This window comes from Wenxinia saemankumensis (assembly GCF_900141735.1).
Taxonomy (GTDB): Bacteria; Pseudomonadota; Alphaproteobacteria; order Rhodobacterales; family Rhodobacteraceae; genus Wenxinia; species Wenxinia saemankumensis.
The window spans coordinates 723,944-739,926 of the sequence record NZ_FQYO01000002.1; the positions used below are offsets into that span (position 1 = coordinate 723,944).

General features: G+C 73.3%; 15 protein-coding genes. 2 read left to right on the plus strand and 13 right to left on the minus strand.

What is annotated here, in order from left to right:
* Positions 1 to 37: 37 nt before the first annotated feature.
* Together gltA and gltX are read right to left on the minus strand one after the other, a co-directional pair.
* Entirely contained in the window at positions 38 to 1,330 is a 1,293-nt protein-coding gene (gene gltA / locus BUE30_RS07270; RefSeq protein ID WP_073327529.1) for a citrate synthase, read from the minus strand.
* Between the two features lie 92 nt (positions 1,331 to 1,422).
* Entirely contained in the window at positions 1,423 to 2,850 is a 1,428-nt protein-coding gene (gene gltX / locus BUE30_RS07275) for a glutamate--tRNA ligase (RefSeq protein ID WP_073327532.1), read from the minus strand.
* A 97-nt stretch (positions 2,851 to 2,947) separates the two neighbouring features.
* Here gltX and BUE30_RS07280 point away from each other — a divergent pair, with 97 nt between their 5' ends.
* The gene (locus BUE30_RS07280; protein WP_342068325.1) at positions 2,948 to 5,035 is read left to right on the plus strand and encodes a ComEC/Rec2 family competence protein; all 2,088 of its coding nucleotides are present in this window, start codon (positions 2,948 to 2,950) and stop codon (positions 5,033 to 5,035) included.
* Positions 5,036 to 5,088: 53 nt separating this feature from the next.
* Here the strand turns inward: BUE30_RS07280 and lexA are convergent, their stop codons facing one another.
* From lexA to BUE30_RS07320, 8 genes are all read right to left on the minus strand, one after another.
* Complete coding sequence (gene lexA, locus BUE30_RS07285) at positions 5,089 to 5,781, minus strand: transcriptional repressor LexA (protein WP_073327535.1); 693 nt, start codon at positions 5,779 to 5,781, stop codon at positions 5,089 to 5,091.
* Positions 5,782 to 5,869: 88 nt separating this feature from the next.
* Positions 5,870 to 7,039: a molybdopterin molybdotransferase MoeA gene (locus BUE30_RS07290; RefSeq protein ID WP_073327839.1), complete on the minus strand. Its 1,170-nt coding sequence runs from the start codon at positions 7,037 to 7,039 to the stop codon at positions 5,870 to 5,872.
* A gap of 16 nt (positions 7,040 to 7,055) precedes the next feature.
* Positions 7,056 to 7,538, minus strand: coding sequence for a cyclic pyranopterin monophosphate synthase MoaC (gene moaC / locus BUE30_RS07295; protein WP_073327538.1), 483 nt, complete (start codon positions 7,536 to 7,538; stop codon positions 7,056 to 7,058).
* 5 nt (positions 7,539 to 7,543) lie between these two features.
* Positions 7,544 to 8,356 (minus strand): indole-3-glycerol phosphate synthase TrpC, encoded by an 813-nt coding sequence (gene trpC / locus BUE30_RS07300; protein ID WP_073327540.1) that lies wholly within the window; start codon positions 8,354 to 8,356, stop codon positions 7,544 to 7,546.
* 9 nt (positions 8,357 to 8,365) lie between these two features.
* Positions 8,366 to 9,055, minus strand: coding sequence for a uracil-DNA glycosylase (locus BUE30_RS07305; RefSeq protein WP_073327543.1), 690 nt, complete (start codon positions 9,053 to 9,055; stop codon positions 8,366 to 8,368).
* Complete coding sequence (gene trpD / locus BUE30_RS07310) at positions 9,052 to 10,071, minus strand: anthranilate phosphoribosyltransferase (protein WP_073327545.1); 1,020 nt, start codon at positions 10,069 to 10,071, stop codon at positions 9,052 to 9,054. Before trpD ends, BUE30_RS07305 begins: the two co-directional genes overlap by 4 nt.
* Positions 10,068 to 10,484 (minus strand): hypothetical protein, encoded by a 417-nt coding sequence (locus BUE30_RS07315; protein ID WP_073327548.1) that lies wholly within the window; start codon positions 10,482 to 10,484, stop codon positions 10,068 to 10,070. The genes trpD and BUE30_RS07315 overlap by 4 nt, the downstream gene beginning before the upstream one ends.
* On the minus strand, positions 10,481 to 11,062 hold the full coding sequence (locus BUE30_RS07320; protein ID WP_073327551.1) for an anthranilate synthase component II: 582 nt from the start codon (positions 11,060 to 11,062) through the stop codon (positions 10,481 to 10,483). Before BUE30_RS07320 ends, BUE30_RS07315 begins: the two co-directional genes overlap by 4 nt.
* A gap of 184 nt (positions 11,063 to 11,246) precedes the next feature.
* Here BUE30_RS07320 and BUE30_RS07325 point away from each other — a divergent pair, with 184 nt between their 5' ends.
* Complete coding sequence (locus BUE30_RS07325) at positions 11,247 to 12,875, plus strand: polysaccharide deacteylase family 2 protein (protein ID WP_083601211.1); 1,629 nt, start codon at positions 11,247 to 11,249, stop codon at positions 12,873 to 12,875.
* Positions 12,876 to 13,261: 386 nt separating this feature from the next.
* Here the strand turns inward: BUE30_RS07325 and BUE30_RS07330 are convergent, their stop codons facing one another.
* From BUE30_RS07330 to tpiA, 3 genes are all read right to left on the minus strand, one after another.
* The gene (locus tag BUE30_RS07330; RefSeq protein WP_073327844.1) at positions 13,262 to 14,428 is read right to left on the minus strand and encodes a cytochrome P450; all 1,167 of its coding nucleotides are present in this window, start codon (positions 14,426 to 14,428) and stop codon (positions 13,262 to 13,264) included.
* 84 nt (positions 14,429 to 14,512) lie between these two features.
* Positions 14,513 to 15,220, minus strand: coding sequence for a haloacid dehalogenase type II (locus BUE30_RS07335; RefSeq protein ID WP_073327553.1), 708 nt, complete (start codon positions 15,218 to 15,220; stop codon positions 14,513 to 14,515).
* Positions 15,220 to 15,963, minus strand: a complete 744-nt coding sequence (gene tpiA, locus BUE30_RS07340) for a triose-phosphate isomerase (protein WP_073327556.1) — start codon at positions 15,961 to 15,963, stop codon at positions 15,220 to 15,222. Before tpiA ends, BUE30_RS07335 begins: the two co-directional genes overlap by 1 nt.
* Between the last annotated feature and the right edge of the window lie 20 nt (positions 15,964 to 15,983).

The window sequence follows — 15,983 nt, forward strand, 5'->3', positions numbered from 1 at the left end:
CCGGGGGGCGGCCTTTGCGCATGGGGCAGGGCCGGGATCAGCGGTTCTCGATATCCACGTAATCCCGCTTCGCCGCGCCGGTATAGAGCTGCCGGGGGCGGCCGATCTTGAGCGCCGGGTCCGAGATCTGTTCCTTCCACTGCGAGATCCAGCCGACGGTGCGCGCCAGCGCGAAGATCGGCGTGAACATCGAGGTGGGGAAGCCCATCGCCTCGAGGATGATGCCCGAGTAGAAATCGACGTTCGGGAACAGCTTGCGGTCGATGAAGTACTGGTCGGCCGTGGCCTGCTTCTCCAGCTCCTTGGCGACCTGCAGGATCGGGTTGTCCTCGATCCCCAGGAGATCCAGCACCTCGTCCGCGGACTGCTTCATCACCGTCGCGCGGGGGTCGAAGTTCTTGTAGACCCGGTGACCGAAGCCCATCAGGCGGAACGGGTCGTTCTTGTCCTTGGCCCGTTCGATGTATTCGGGAATCCGGTCGACGGACCCGATCTCCTTCAGCGTCTCGAGCGCGGCCTGGTTCGCGCCGCCATGCGCCGGCCCCCAGAGGCAGGCGATGCCGGCCGCGATGCAGGCGAAGGGGTTCGCGCCGGAGGACGAGGCGAGCCGCACCGTCGAGGTCGAGGCGTTCTGCTCGTGATCGGCGTGCAGGGTGAAGATCCGGTCCATCGCGCGGGCGAGGATCGGGTCGACCTTGTACTCCTCCGCCGGGACGGCGAAGCACATGTGCAGGAAGTTCGACGCGTAATCGAGGTCGTTGCGCGGGTACACGAAGGGCTGGCCGATCGAGTACTTGTAGGCCCAGGCGGCGATCGTCGGCATCTTCGCGATCAGCCGGAAGGACGCCACCTCGCGCTGCCAGGGATCGGTGATGTCGGTGCTGTCGTGGTAGAAGGCGGCCATCGCCCCGACCACGCCGACCATCACCGCCATCGGGTGCGCGTCGCGGCGGAAGCCGCGGAAGAAGTACTGCATCTGTTCGTGCAGCATCGTGTGGCGGGTGACGGTGGTCTCGAACTCCTCGAGCTGGTCGGCCGTCGGCAGTTCGCCGTAGAGCAGCAGGTAGCAGACCTCGAGATAGTGCGACTTCCCAGCCAGCTGGTCGATCGGGTAGCCACGATGCAGCAGCTCGCCCTTGTCGCCGTCGATGAAGGTGATCGCGCTCTCGCAGGCGGCGGTCGAGGTGAAGCCCGGATCGTAGGTGAAGACGTCGCCCTGCGCGTAGAGCTTGCGGATGTCGAGCACGTCGGGCCCGCAGGTGGGCGACAGGACCGGAAGGTCGATGTCGCTGCCGTTCAGGTTCAGGGTCGCCGTCTTGTCTGCCGCCATGAATTGTCCCTTCGGGTCGCTGGGCCCGCGGGCCCGTTTCGGGTTCGGCACCTAATTCGCCCGACCTAGCGGGGAAGGGTGACGAAATCGTATCAGTGTCCGGGCTCCGTCCCGGCGTCCGCGATCCGCGCGACGCTCTCGTCGCGGCCGAGGACCAGCATCATGTCGAAGACGCTGGGGCTGACCGTCCGTCCGGCGAGGGCCGCGCGCAGCGGTCCGGCCAGCTTGCCCAGCTTCAGCCCGTGGGCTTCGGCCGTGCCGGCCACGACAGCCTCCAGCGCGTCGCGTTGCCACGTAGCATCTCGCAGCTGCGGCGTCAATTCCGCCAGTATACCACGGGATACCGGATCGAGCGCGCCCGCGGCCTTCTCATCCGGCCGGATCGGGCGCTCGGCAAAGAGGAAGTGCGCCTTTTCAAACAGTTCGGGGAAGGACTTTGCGCGCTCCTTGAGATGCGGCATGGCCCGGGCCAGCCCGTCCCGCTGTCCCTCGGTGAGGGCGGGGCGGCCGATCGCGGCGAGGTAGCCCTCCAGTTCGTGCAGCAGCGCAGCATCGTCGGCGGCCGCGATGTGCTGGCCGCAGAGGTTCTCGAGCTTCTTGAGATCGAACCGTGCCGGCGAGCGGCCGATCCCGTCCAGGTCGAACCAGTCCCGCGCCTGGTCGTCCGTGAAGTATTCCGCGTCGCCGTGGCTCCAGCCGAGGCGCGTGAGGTAGTTCCGCATTCCCGCCGCGGGATAGCCCATGGCACGATATTCGGCGGCGCCGGTCGCGCCGTGCCGCTTGGACATCTTCTTGCCGTCGGGACCGAAGATCAGCGGGATATGGGCCATCACCGGAACGTCCCAGCCCATCGCGTCGTAGACCAGCTTCTGCCGGAAGGCATTGGTCAGGTGATCGTCGCCGCGGATCACGTGGGTCACGCCCATGTCGTGATCGTCGACCACGACGGCCAGCATGTAGACGGGCGTGCCGTCCGAACGCAGCAGGACCATGTCGTCGAGCTGGTCGTTGCCAAGCGTCACCTCGCCCTGCACCGCGTCGTGGATCGTGGTCGCGCCGTCCTGCGGGGCCCGGATGCGGATCACGTAGGGCGCGTCGGGATGGGTCGCGGGATCGGCGTCGCGCCAGGGCGACCGGAACAGGGTCGAGCGGCCCGCCTCCCGCGCCGCCTCGCGGAACGCCTCGATTTCCTCCTGCGTGGAGAAGCACTTATAGGCCGAACCTCTCGCGAGCAGCTCGCGCGCGACCTCGGCGTGCCTGTCCGCGCGGGCGGCCTGGCTGATCGGCTCGTCGTCCCAGTCGAGGCCGAGCCAGGTCAGCCCGTCGAGGATCGCTTGCCGGTTCTCCTCGGTCGAGCGGGCGCGGTCGGTATCCTCGATCCGCAGCAGGAAGGTCCCGCCCTTCGCCCGGGCGAAGAGCCAGTTGAACAGCGCGGTCCGCGCCCCGCCGATATGCAGCTGACCGGTCGGCGAGGGGGCGAAACGGGTGACGACGGGCGCATCCGCGGACGTGTGGGACATGGTGCGTTAACCTCTCGCTAACCCCGTTGCAGGATGCTGCGGCGTTATCAGGCGCCGCTCCGGAAGGACAGGGCGCAGCGCGGCGGAAAGGGGCGGTGTGAGCGGGGCGGAGGCCGGCGGAACCGGAACGGCGGGGGCGGGCCCGGCCTGGCCGGGCATGGTCGCCGCAGCTATCGCCCGGCAGAGGGGCCACGGGCTGACCTGGGTTCCGGTCGCGCTCGGCACCGGGATCGGCATCTATTTCGCCCTGCCGGCCGAGCCGGGATCGGCCGCCTGGGCCGCGCTCGGGGCCGGGGCGCTGGTCCTGCTGGCCCTCGCCGCCCGGGCGGGGGAGAGCGCGGCGCCCCTCTTCGTGGGGGTCGCGCTGGTCGCCTGCGGGGCGGGGCTGGCCGGGCTGCGCACGGCCAGCACGGCCGCCCCGGTGCTGGGCTTCCGCTATTACGGCCCGATCGAGGGCCGCGTGGTGGAGATCGACCGCTCCGGCTCGGACGCGCTGCGCCTCACCCTCGACCGGGTCGTGCTGGAGGACATGGCCCCCGCCCGCACGCCGGCGCGGGTGCGCGTGTCGCTGCACGGCGACCAGCACTGGACCGACCCTGCGCCGGGGCTGACGGTGATCCTCACCGGCCATCTCTCGCCGCCCTCGGGCCCGGTGGAGCCGGGGGGCTTCGACTTCCGCCGCACGGCCTGGTTCGAACGGCTGGGCGCGGTCGGCTACACGCGCACGCCCGTCCTGACCCTGGCCCGGGCGGAGGAGGGGCGCGCCGGCCTCGCCGTCCACCGGGCGCGGGCTGCGCTGTCGGACTGGATCTCGGCCCGGATGGACGGGGATGCGGGCGGGTTCGTCTCGGCCGTGACGACCGGCGACCGCTCGGGCCTGTCGCCCCGCGTGACCGAGGCGATGCGCGATGCCAATCTCTACCACCTCGTCTCGATCTCGGGGATGCATATGGGAATGCTGGTCGCGGTGGTCTTCGCCCTCGTCCGGGGCAGCGTCGCCGCGATCCCGCCGCTCGCGCTGCGCCTGTCCTCCAGAAAGGTGGCGGCCCTCGCCGCGCTGCCCGTGGCGGCGGCCTATCTCGCCCTCGCGGGGCGGGCCGTGCCGACGGAGCGGGCCTTCGTGATGGTGGCGGTCATGCTCGGCGCGGTGCTGCTGGACCGGCGGGCCCTGACCCTCCGCGCGGTCGCGGTGGCGGCGCTGATCGTGCTGGTGCTGCGGCCCGAGACACTGACCAATGCCGGCTTCCAGATGTCCTTCGCGGCCGTGATCGCGCTGGTCGTGGCCTTCGCGCGGCTGCCCTACCTGCCTCGGACAGGCGCCTGGCGGTGGGTCGGGCCGGTCCTGACGCTGGCCTTCTCGTCGCTGGTGGCGGGGCTTGCGACCGCGCCCTTCGCCGCGGCGCATTTCAACCGGGTCGCGCATTACGGCGTGCTGGCGAACCTTCTCGCCGTGCCGGCCATGGCCTTCGTCGTGATGCCGGGGGCGGTGGCGATGGCGCTGCTCGCCCCTCTCGGCCTCGCCGCGCCGGCGGTGGCTGTGACCGAGGCGGGGGCGCGATGGATCCTGTGGGTGGCGGAGCGTGTGGCCGCGCTCGAGGGCGCCGCGTCGTCGGTCAAGGCCCCGCCCGGGGCGGTGCTGCCGCTGCTCGCGGCGGGCGGGCTGGTCTTCGTACTCTGGCACGGGCGGGGGCGATGGGCGGGGCTGGCCCCGCTGGCCGTCGCGGGCGCGCTCTGGGCCGGGGCCGACCGGCCGGCCCTCCTCGTGGCGGAGAGCGGATCGCTCCTCGGCTTCCTGACGCCGGAGGGGCGGGCCCTGACCAAGGGTGTCGGCGAGAGCTTCGCGGCCGGCACCTGGCTCGAGAACGACGGCAGCGGTCTGACCCAGGCGGCCGCCGCCGGCCTGCCGGGCTGGACCGAGGCGCCGGCCCGCACCTTCCGCGCCGAGCTGCCGGGCGGGGCGATCATCGGGGTGCGGGGCGCGGGCGCCCTGGCGGCGCTGGACGGATGCGGCGGCGCGGCGATCCTCGTCGCCGACCGTCCGGTGGAGGGGGGGCGCCCCTGCGCGGTCTACGACGCGCCGCGCCTGCGCGGCACGGGGGCGCTGGCGATCCGGTCCGACGAGGCGGGGCTTGTGGTGGAGAGTGCGGCCGACCGGGCCGGGGACCGGCCGTGGACACGCCGGTGACAGCCCGGCGACCGGCCCGCTCGCGCGACGGGGGCGCGACCGGGCCGGGCGCGTCAGTAGCTGCGGATCAGGCCGACCAGCCTGCCCCGCACCTCGACATCGGCGGCGGAGAAGGTGCGCGTCGGGTAGGCCGGGTTCGCCGCCTCCAGCGCGACGGAGGTGCCGGAGCGGCGAAGCCGCTTGAGCGTCGCTTCCTCGCCCTGGACGACGGCGACGACGATGTCGCCGTCATCGACGGCCGACGTCTCCCGGATGACCACGACGTCGCCGTCGTTGATCCCGGCCTCAATCATCGAATCCCCGCGCACTTCCAGCGCGTAATGGCTGCCACGCCCCACCATCGAGGCGGGAACGGCGACCCTCGACGACACCTCGGCGATGGCGGCGATCGGCACACCGGCGGCGATGCGCCCCATCACGTCGAGCTCCACCGCCTCGACCGTCACGGGGCGGGCCTGGCGGGGGGGCGGCGCGTCCGGGCGGTCGCCGTCGACCACGCGGGGGGTGAAGCCGCCGGTCCTGCCCGCCAGCGAGTCCGGCAGGCGCACGATCTCGAGCGCGCGGGCCCGATGCGCGAGACGGCGGATGAAGCCGCGCTCCTCCAGCGCCGTGATCAGGCGGTGGATGCCGGATTTGGACCGCAGGTCGAGCGCGTCCTTCATCTCGTCGAAGGAGGGCGGCACGCCGTCGCGCTGCACGCGCTTGTGGATGAAATCCAGAAGATCGAGTTGTTTTTTCGTGAGCATCGCCGCTCTCGGCCCCCGTCGCCGGTTCAGGTTTGCCGAATGTTCTAGGCCCGTTCCCGTTTCGTGTCAACGACTCCCGGCCCGGCGGTCAGAGGTCGATCACCTCGATTTCGGCGCCGGCGGGGCGGGCGGGATCGTCCGGGGGCTGCACGATCAGGCAATCGGCCTCGGACAGGACCGAGAGGAGCGAGCTGTCCTGCTTGTCGAAGGCGGTCACGCCGTCCGGGCCGGTCCGGGCGCGCAGGTAGTGCTCGCGCGGGCCGTTCGCGGCGAGCGGCGCGGCCAGCCGGGCGCGGCGCCGGGGGGCCGGGCCCGCGGGCAGGCCCTGCATCGCCCGCAGCACCGGGGCGAGGAAGACGTGGCCGCAGACCATGGCCGAGACGGGATTGCCCGGCAGACCGAGCATCATCATGGTCCCCATCCGGCCGGCCATCAGCGGCTTGCCCGGCCGCATCGCCACCTTCCAGAAGCTGCGCTCGAGCCCCATCCCCTCGGCCGCGGGAGCGACGAGGTCGTGATCCCCGACCGAGGCGCCGCCGATGGTCACCAGCAGGTCCGCGCCTTCCGCCATCCCGAAGGCGAACCGCAGGGAGTCGAGGTCATCCTCGGCGATGGGCAGCAGGCGCGGCCGGGCGCCGAGCGCGGCGCATAGCGCGAAGAGCCCGTAGGAATTCGAGGCGACGATCTGGTCCGGACCGGGGTCGCGGCCGGGGGGCACGAGTTCGTCCCCGGTGGCGAGGATCGCCACTTCGGGCTGGCGCGCCACCGGCAGCTCGGCATGGTTCATCGCCGCCAGCAGGGCGATGTCGGACGGGCCGAGCCGCTTGATGTCCAGCTCGTCGCCCCGCCGGAAATCCGCCCCGGCGGGGCGCAGGTTGGGACCCCGCCCCAGCGAGTCCAGAATGGTGATCGTGTCGCCGTCCCGGGCCACGTCCTCCTGGATGACGACGTGATCCGCCCCCCCGGGCACGGGGGCGCCGGTGAAGATGCGCGCGGCCTCGCCGGGTCCGACCTTGCCGGCATAGCCGTGACCGGCCGCGCTCTCGCCGATCACGCGGAATGTCGCGCCCGGCCGCAGCTCGGCGTCCCGCAGCGCGTAGCCGTCCATCGCGGCGGCGGGAAAGGGGGGCTGGTCGCGACGCGCGGCGACGGGCCGGGCGAGGACGCGGCCGGACGCGTCGAGCAGCGGCACGATCTCCTCTCCCGTGGGGCGGACGAGGGCGAAGAGCGCCTCCAGCGCCTCGGTTACGGAGATCAGGCTCACCGGCGCGGCCTCATGCGCCGGCCGTCCATGTCCCGGACTTGCCGCCCTCCTTGGACAGCAGGCGGATGCCGCCGATCTCCATCCCCTTCTCGGCCGCCTTGAGCATGTCGTAGATCGTCAGCGCGGCGGTGCTCACCGCCGTAAGCGCCTCCATCTCGACCCCCGTCCGGCCGGTGGTGCGGACGGTGGCGGTCAGGCGGATGCCGGGCAGGCCCTCGTCCATGTCCATGTCGATGGCGACCTTCGACAGGGGGAGCGGGTGGCAGAGCGGGATCAGGTCGGCCGTCTTCTTGGCGCCGCCGATTCCGGCGATCCGCGCGATGCCGAGGACGTCGCCCTTGCCGGCCCGTCCCTCGCGCACAAGCGCCAGCGTGGCCGGCGCCATGCGGACCCAGCCCTCCGCCACCGCCGTCCGGGCCGTGATCTCCTTGTCCGAGACGTCGACCATGTGGGCCTGACCGGCCGCGTCGAAATGGGTGAGGGGCCCGGCCAAGCGCGTCAGACCCCGGCCACGGCGACATGCGGATTGGCGAGGATCGCGCGGGTCGCGGCCTCGACGTCGTCCTGCCGCATCAGGCTCTCGCCGATGAGAAAGCAGCGCGCCCCGTAGCGGGCGAGGTCGGCCAGGTCGTCCGGGGTGTGGAGGCCGCTCTCGGCCACGATGGTGCGATCCTCGGGCACCCGGCGGGCGAGGTCGCGCGTCGTGCCGAGATCGGTGCGGAAGGTGCGAAGGTCGCGGTTGTTGATGCCCATGAGCGGGCTTTGCAGGTGGGTCGCCGCCCGTTCCAGCTCGGCCGCGTCGTGGACCTCGATCAGCACGTCCATGTTCCAGTCGCGGGCCGCGGCCTCGAGTTCCGCCGCCTGCGCGTCCTCGAGACTGGCCATGATGATGAGGATGCAGTCGGCGCCGAGGGCGCGGCTCTCGGTCACCTGCCAGGGGTCGTAGAGGAAGTCCTTGCGCAGGCAGGGCAGGGCCGTGGCGTCGCGCGCCTGCGCCAGGTAGGCGTCGTCGCCCTGGAAGGACGGCGCGTCGGTCAGCACCGACAGGCAGGCCGCGCCGCCCCGCTCGTAGGCCTGCGCCAGGGCGGGCGGGTCGAAATCGGCGCGGATGAGACCCTTGGACGGGCTCGCCTTCTTGACCTCGGCGATGAGGCCGTAGCCCTGCCGGGCGGCCCCCGTCAGCGCGGCGGCGAACCCCCTCGGGGCCGGGGCGGCCTTGGCCCGCGTCTCGAGCTCGGCGAGAGAGGTCGCGGCCTTGCGCGCCGCTACGTCCTCGAGCTTGTAGGCCTTGATCTTGTCCAGAATATCCATGGGGGCGTTCTAGTCCGCGGGGCGATCCGGGGAAAGGGGGCGTGCCGGTCCGGTGCCCGCCCAGTCGACCGGCGCCTCGCCCCGCGCCGCGAGCCAGTCGTTGACGCGGCTGAAGGGCCGGGTGCCGAGGAACCCGCGATAGGCCGAGAGCGGCGAGGGATGCGCGCTCTCGATCACGAGATGGTGGTCCCGCGCGGGGCGGAAGGCGCGCGCCGGCCCGCCCCAGAGCAGGAAGGCGCGCGGCGAATGGTCGAGCCGCGCGATCACCTGCCGCACCAGCGGCGTCCAGCCCCAGCGGGCATGCCCCTTGGCCCGGCCCTCCGGCACGGTCAGCGCGGTGTTCAGCAGCAGCACGCCCTGCGCCGCCCAGTCCGACAGGTCGGTGCGGCGCCGCTCCGTGCCCGTGTCGGTGCCGACTTCCCGCAGGATGTTGCCGAGGCTGTCCAGCCGCCCCCCGAACTCCCCCGGGATCGAGAAGGCGAGTCCGTCCGCCTTGCCGGGGGTATGGTAGGGATCCTGCCCGAGGATGACGACGCGCACGCGGTCGGGCGGCAGGTCGAGCGCGCGGAATACGCGGGACGGGGGCGGATGGACGGGACCGTCCTCCGCCGCGAGCCGGGCGCGGAGCGCGGGCCAGTCCTCGCGCCAGAAGGGCAGGTCGTCCCAGCCCGGCAGGGCGGGGCGCTCGGGCAGGATCATCCGCCCGTCGTCACCCGGGCGAGGGTCTCGACCGCGCGCTTCGCCGCGCCGGAATCCACGCTCTCCGCCGCCAGCTCCGCCCCGGTCCGCAGGTCGTCCGCCCGGCCGGCGACGACCAGCGCGGCGGCGGCGTTCAGCAGCACGGCGTCGCGATAGGCGCCGGGGGCCCCGTCCATCAGCGCCCGCAGCGCGGCCGCGTTCTCGGCCGGCGTGCCGCCCAGGATGTCGCGGAACGGATGGACCGGAAGCCCGGCTTCCTCGGGATGGACCTCGCGCGGGCGGATCCTGCCGTCCTTGAGCTCCGCCACCGAGGTCGGCCCGCAGATGCTGATCTCGTCCGTCCCGTCCTCGCCATGGACCAGCCAGGCGGCCTCGGATCCCAGGGTCCGCAGCGTCTCGGCCATGGGGAAGATGAGGTCGATGGCGAAGGCGCCGGTCAGCTGGCGCTTGACCCCGGCGGGATTGGTCAGGGGGCCGAGGATGTTGAAGATCGTCTTGCAGCCCAGCTCCTGCCGGACGGGCATGACATGCTTCATCGCGGGGTGATGGATCTGCGCCATCATGAAGCCGATCCCGGCCTCGCGCAGGCCGCGCTCCGTCGCCGCGGGCCCCGCCATCACGTCGATGCCGAGCTCGCTCTGCACGTCTGCGGTGCCCGATTTCGACGAGGCCGCCTTGTTGCCGTGCTTGGCCACCGGCACGCCGGCGCCGGCGACGACGAAGGCCGCGGCGGTCGAGATGTTGAGCGTGTGCATCCCGTCGCCGCCGGTCCCGACCACGTCGATCGCGCCCTCCGGCGCGGTCACGGGCACGCAGCGCGCCCGCATCGCGGCGGCGGCGGCCGCGTATTCGCTGACGCTCTCGCCCCGCGCGCGCATCGCCATCAGCAGCCCGCCCACCTGCGCCGGCGTCGCCTTGCCGTCGAAGAGCAGATCGAACGCCGCCTCCGCCTGGCTCTGGGAGAGCGGGCCCTCGGAGGCGGCGTAGATCAGCGGCTTCATCGGGTCGCCGGTCATGGGGCCTCCAGGGTCTCGGTGATGACGATCTCGTATCGGGCGCGGCATCGGCCGAACCATTCGACGATGCCGTCCCATTGGCTCTTCTGCGTGAAGGCGAGTTTCACGCGCTTGCGGAAGTAGCGGCCCTGGCCTGCGTCGCCCTCCGCCTCGAAGGGCGTCGCGAGCAGCCGTCGCAGCTCGACTTGACGTGGCTCGAGCCGCAGGCGTGCGACGTCGCGGCTGGCATTCACCGGGCTCCGCAGAAAGATCGACGATCCGTCCTGCTGGATGCCGAAGGCAAGGCAGACATCGCCCGCGCCGGTCAGCGGCAGGATGGCGTTCGAATCTCGATAGGTCTCGACGCCGCGGGGCGCCTCCGATGCCAGCGCGCGATCCCAGAAGGCCCTTCGGATCTCGGGGAGGGTGCTCATGCGGGCTGGGGCACCTTGTTCAGAAAGGATGCGAGCATCGCATGCCCGTGTTCGGAGGCGATGCTCTCGGGGTGGAACTGCACCCCCTCGATCGGCAGGTCGCGGTGGCGCAGGCCCATGATCGTGCCGTCCGCCAGCTCTGCCGTCACCTCGAGCGCGTCCGGCAGCGTCGCGCGATCCACCACGAGGGAGTGGTACCGCGTCGCCTTCAGCGGCGAGGGGAGCCCGGCGAAGACGCCCGCGCCGCGGTGCCGCACCTCGCCCATCTTGCCGTGCACGATCTCGTGGCAGCGCACGACCCGCCCGCCGAAGACCTGCCCGATCGTCTGGTGGCCGAGGCAGACGCCGAGGAGCGGGGTCCGCGTCTCGGCCGCGGCCTCCGTCAGGGCGAGGCAGATCCCCGCCTGCGCCGGATCGCAGGGCCCGGGGGAGAGGACGATCCCGGCGGGGTTCATCGCCATCGCCGCCTGCACGTCCAGCGCGTCGTTGCGGCGCACCGCCACCTCGGCCCCCAGCTCGCCCAGGTAGTGGACGAGATTGTAGGTGAAGCTGTCGTAATTATCGATGAGCAGCAGCATGGGCACGGGCCTCGCGGCGAATAGGGGCTACCGTCCCGGGGGGCCGGTGCGCTAGGGTCGGCGCCATACATGGGCCGCAGGGCGCGATGGCGTCAAGGTCCGGGCAGGCGGGGCCGATCGGGGCCCCGCGCCCCGCCGGGCCTGTCCCGCGGGGCGGGCAGGAACGAGCGAGGGAGCCGGGCGGATGTTGAAGGGCCTGATCGCCGGAATCGGAATGGGCGTGATCGTCGCGGGGCTCGGCCTCGGGACGCTGTCGTTGATGGCGCCGCAGCCGGCCGGCAGCGCGCCGCCCGCCGCGCCCGACACCGTGCCGCCCGACACGGCGCCGCCCGCCGGTGCGGCCGATGCCGGGCCCGAGACGCCGTCCGATCCCACCCTGCCGCCGGTCCAGCCGATCACCCCGACCGCCGGCGCGCCGGCCACCGCGCCCGGCGCGGTCCCGGCCGAGGCGCCGGCCCCGGGCCCCGAGGCCGACACCGCCTCCGCCGCCGTGCCCCGGACCGCGCCGCTCGGCGACGCGCCCGCCGCCCCGGGGGCCGAGGCGGCGCCCGGCCTCGCCGCCGGCCCCGAGGCACCGGTCCTGCCCAGCCCGCGGGCCAGCGGCCCCGCGATCCCGGCTGGAGAGAGCGACATCGTCCTCTCGACCGATCCCGGCGCGCCGACCCCGCCCGCCGTCGAGGAGGGGCCCGACCCGGCCCCCGTAGCCGATGCCGAGCCCGCCCCCGGGACGGACCCGGTGGAGGCCGGGATCGCGGAGGGGGCGGACGAGACCGGCACGCCCGCCGAGGCGCCGCTCCCCGAGGAGGAGGAAGCCGTCGTCGTGGCTGGGGGGACGGACGATGCGGCCACCGATCCGGATGCCGCGGCGAGCGCGGCGCCGGACGCCGATCCCGCCATCGAGGCCGGCCCCGCGACCGGCGACGGGGATGCCCCGCCGCCGGGGGACGGCGTTCCCGCCGAGATCGTCGTCGTCGACGAGGACGGCGCCGAGAGCCCGGCCATCGCCCTGCGGGGCGAGGAGGCCGGCCTGCCCGGTGCCGATAGCGGCGTCACGGTCCGCCGTCCCGGCGCCGAGGGGGCCGACGATGCCGCATCGGCCGACGCCCCGGTCGAGGCCGAAGCGGTCGATCCGGACGCTCCGCCGCTGGAGCGGTATGCCGCGGCCTTCGACAATCCGCAGGACCAGCCACTGCTCTCGATCGTGCTGATCGACGACGGCACGCTCCCCGGCGCGCCGGCCGCTGTGGCGGGCATCTCCTTCCCGGTGACGATCGCGCTCGATCCCGCCCGCGAGGACGCGGCGGCGGTCGCGCAGAGCTACCGCGATCTCGGCTTCGAGGTGGCGCTGCTGCCGTCCCTTCCCGCCGGCGCGACGGCCAGCGATGTCGAGGTGACGCTCGAGGCGGCGGAGGGGCGGGTGCCCGGCGCGGTCGCGCTGATCGATCCCGCCGGGGCCTGGCAGGCCGGCGGCGGGGTCGCCGACCAGGCGCTCGCCCGACTGGGAGAGGAAGGGCTGGGCTTCGTCTCGATCTCCACCGGGCTCAATCCCGGCCTGCGCGCGGCCGAGGCAGAGGACGTCCCGGCCGCGATCTTCTACCGCGACCTCGACGGCGAGGGACAGGATGCGCGGGTGATCCGCCGGTTCATCGACCAGGCGGCGTTCCGGGCGCGTCAGGACAGCGGCGTCGTGCTCCTTGCCCGGACCCGGCCCGACACGCTCTCGGCGCTGATCCTGTGGGGCACGGCCAACCGCGCCGGACAGGTGGCGCTGGCCCCGCTCTCGGCCGCGCTGCTGGAGGAGGCGGCGGAGTAAGGCGGCAGACGCAAGGCGGGGGACGCATCGCGCCCCGGCTGTCTCGGTCTCGGTCTCGGTCTCGTTCTCGGCCCCGGCCGGTCGAGGGCGACGCCCCGGCGGCGGAGATCCGGGCCGGCACTCTCGTCGCAATCGTCCGAAGGCGGGGTCCGCGCCGAGCCTCCGGGGGAGGGTGATGAGCCCGGCCGGACAGGTCGCGCCGGTCCCGACGTCTGCCGTGGGGTCGGAGGAGGCGCCCGGACAGGAGGCCTCCCCCCGGACAAGGCCGCCCGGTCGGCCCGGGCCCCGGACCCGGCCCGGCCGACCGGCGCACCTCGCGGGCGACGTCCCGGCGGCGGAGATCCGGGCCCGCGGTGGCCCGGCTGCCGGCTTCCCCGGCTTCGCCGTCAGTCCGGCGCGACGACCAGCCGCTCGAGCCCGTGGAAGTGCCAGATATCGGCATAGCCGGGCGTGCCCACGATCCGCAGGCCGGGCATCCGCTCGAACAGGACCCGCAGGGCGATGACCAGTTCCAGCCGCGCCAGCGGTGCGCCGACGCAGAAATGGATTCCCGCCCCGAACGAGGTGTTGGCCGGCCCTTGCCGCACCGGATCGAACCGCGCCGGGTCCTCGTAGGCCGCCGGGTCGCGGTTCGCCGCCGCGAGCAGCAGCCCGATCCTGTCGTGCCGGGCGAGGCGGTGGCCCTCGATCTCGACCTCCTCGTAGGCCCAGCGGTCGAAGAAGTGCAGCGGCGGGTCCCAGCGGATCACCTCCTCCACCGCCGCTTCGGTCACCTCCGGCCGGCCCGCCGCCACCATCGCCCGCACCCCGTTGCCGAGGGTGTGGACCGTCGCCTCGTGCCCGGCATTGAGCAGCAGCACGACGAGGCCGATCAGCTCGTCGGTCGAGAGCCGGTCGCCCGCCTCTTCGGCCGCGATCAGCTCGGACAGCATGTCGGGGCCGGGGGCGCGGCGCCGCGCGGCGATGTGCTCGCGCAGGAAGGCGGAGAAGTCGGCGCTGGCCGCTGCGGCCGCATCCTCGATCCCGCGCGAGCGGCGCGCCTGGTACATCGCCACCATCGCGTTCGACCAGTCAAGCAGGTCCTCGGCCCGGTCCTCGGGCACGCCGAGCAGGCGGCAGATCACGATCACCGGCACCAGCCGGCAATAGGCGGGCACGAGGTCGACCTCTCCTTCGGGGAAGCGGTCGATCAGGTCGTGGCAGAGCGCCTCGATCGACGCCGCCATGCCGCCGATCCGGCGAGAGGTGAAGCCATGCAGGATCAGCTTGCGCAGCCGCGTGTGATCGGGCGGCTCGAGCGCCAGCAGCGAATGCCGCTCGATCGCCTTCCACGGGTCGAGATGCGGCCCGGTCTCGCGGACATGCGCCTCGGGCACCTGGCGGCCGAGCCTCCGATCTCGGAGCAGCGACGAGACGAGGCGGTGCGAGGTAGCGCAGACCATGCCCAGCTCTTCCCAGTAGAAGAGCGGGCCGGCGGCGCGCGCCTTCTCGTAGAAGGCGTAGGGATCCTGGACGAAGGCGGGGTCGGTGGGCGACTGGGAGAGGCGTTGCATGCCGCCTCCGTAGGGCAGGGCGGCGCCGATCTTCAAGATGGGCCATGACGGACCCGTTCCGGGGGCGGGTCCGCCCCGGCGCGTTCAGATCGTGCCGGCCACGTCCGCCAGCCGGTCCGCCACCACGTCCCATTCCGCCTCGGGGGCGAGGTCGGTGCGCTGGCCAGGGCCGTGCTCGGCCGGGCGCGCGACGAAGGCGGTCCGCAATCCCGCCGCCCGTGCGGCGGCGAGGTCGCCGTTATGCGCGGCGACCATCGTCACCCGCTCCGGCGGCACTCCGAGCGCCCGGCACGAGGCGCGGTAGACCTCTGCCTTGGGCTTGTAGTCACGCGCGATCTCGGCCCCCAGGATCGCGTCCCAGCGGAACTGGGCGAAGCGGGACAGCCGGGAGATCAGCGCGATCGACCCGTTGGAACAGGGGGCGAGCAGCGCGTGCCGCCCCAGCACGGCCAGCCCCTCGCCCACGTCGGGCCAGGGGGGCAGCCTTTCCCACGCGCGGACCAGGGCGGCGCGGGCCGAGCCGTCGAAGGCCCCGCCGATGCCGAACCGGTCGAGCGTGTCCTCCAGCATCTCGGCATGCAGGACGTCCAGCGGCACGAAGCCGCGCGCCCCGTCCCGCACGGCGGCCATCGCGGGATCGTAGAGCGAGCGCCAGTGATCCGCGAAGGCATGGGGATCGGCGTCGATCCCCCGGTCGGCGAAGACGCGCGCGGCCTCGTCCGCGATCCCGCTGCGCCAGTCGACCAGCGTGCCGAAGACGTCGAACAGGTAGCCGCGCGTCAGCTCCTCCATCAGGCGGCGTCCAGGGCCGCGACGATGGGCGAGAAGTCCTGCGCCGTCAGCGAAGCGCCCCCGACCAGCGCGCCGTCCACATCGGCGACGGCGAAGATCTCGGCCGCGTTGGACCCCTTCACCGAGCCGCCGTAGAGCAGGCGCATCTCGTCCGCATCCTCGAACCGCTCCGCCAGCGCCGCCCGCATCGCGCCGTGGATCGCGCCGATATCGTCTGTGCCGGGCACCTTGCCGGTGCCGATGGCCCAGACCGGCTCGTAGGCGACGATCGTGTTGGCCGCGCTCGCCCCGTCGGGCAGAGACCCCGCCTGCTGCCGGGTGACCACCTGCTCCGCCCGGCCGTCCTCGCGCTCCTCCAGCGTCTCGCCGACGCAGATCACCGCGATAAGGCCCGCCGCGTGGGCGGCCTCCGCCTTGGCCCGGACGAGGGCGTCGCTCTCGCCGTGATCGGCGCGGCGCTCGGAATGGCCGAGGATGACATGGGTCGCCCCGGCGGCGGCGAGCATCGCGGCGGACAGATCGCCGGTATGCGCCCCCTGCGCCTTGGGGTGGCAATCCTGCCCGCCGATGGCGATCGGGTGGTCCCCGACCCGCGCGGCCGCCTGCGCGATCAGCGTCGCGGGCGGGCAGATCAGGATCTCGACCCCCGGGGCGGCCTGCATCCGCATCAGGGCCTCGATCTCGGCCAGACTGTCCGGCGTGCCGTTCATCTTCCAGTTTCCGGCGGCGAGCTTGCGGCGCATGGGGATCTCCTCGGGTTTCG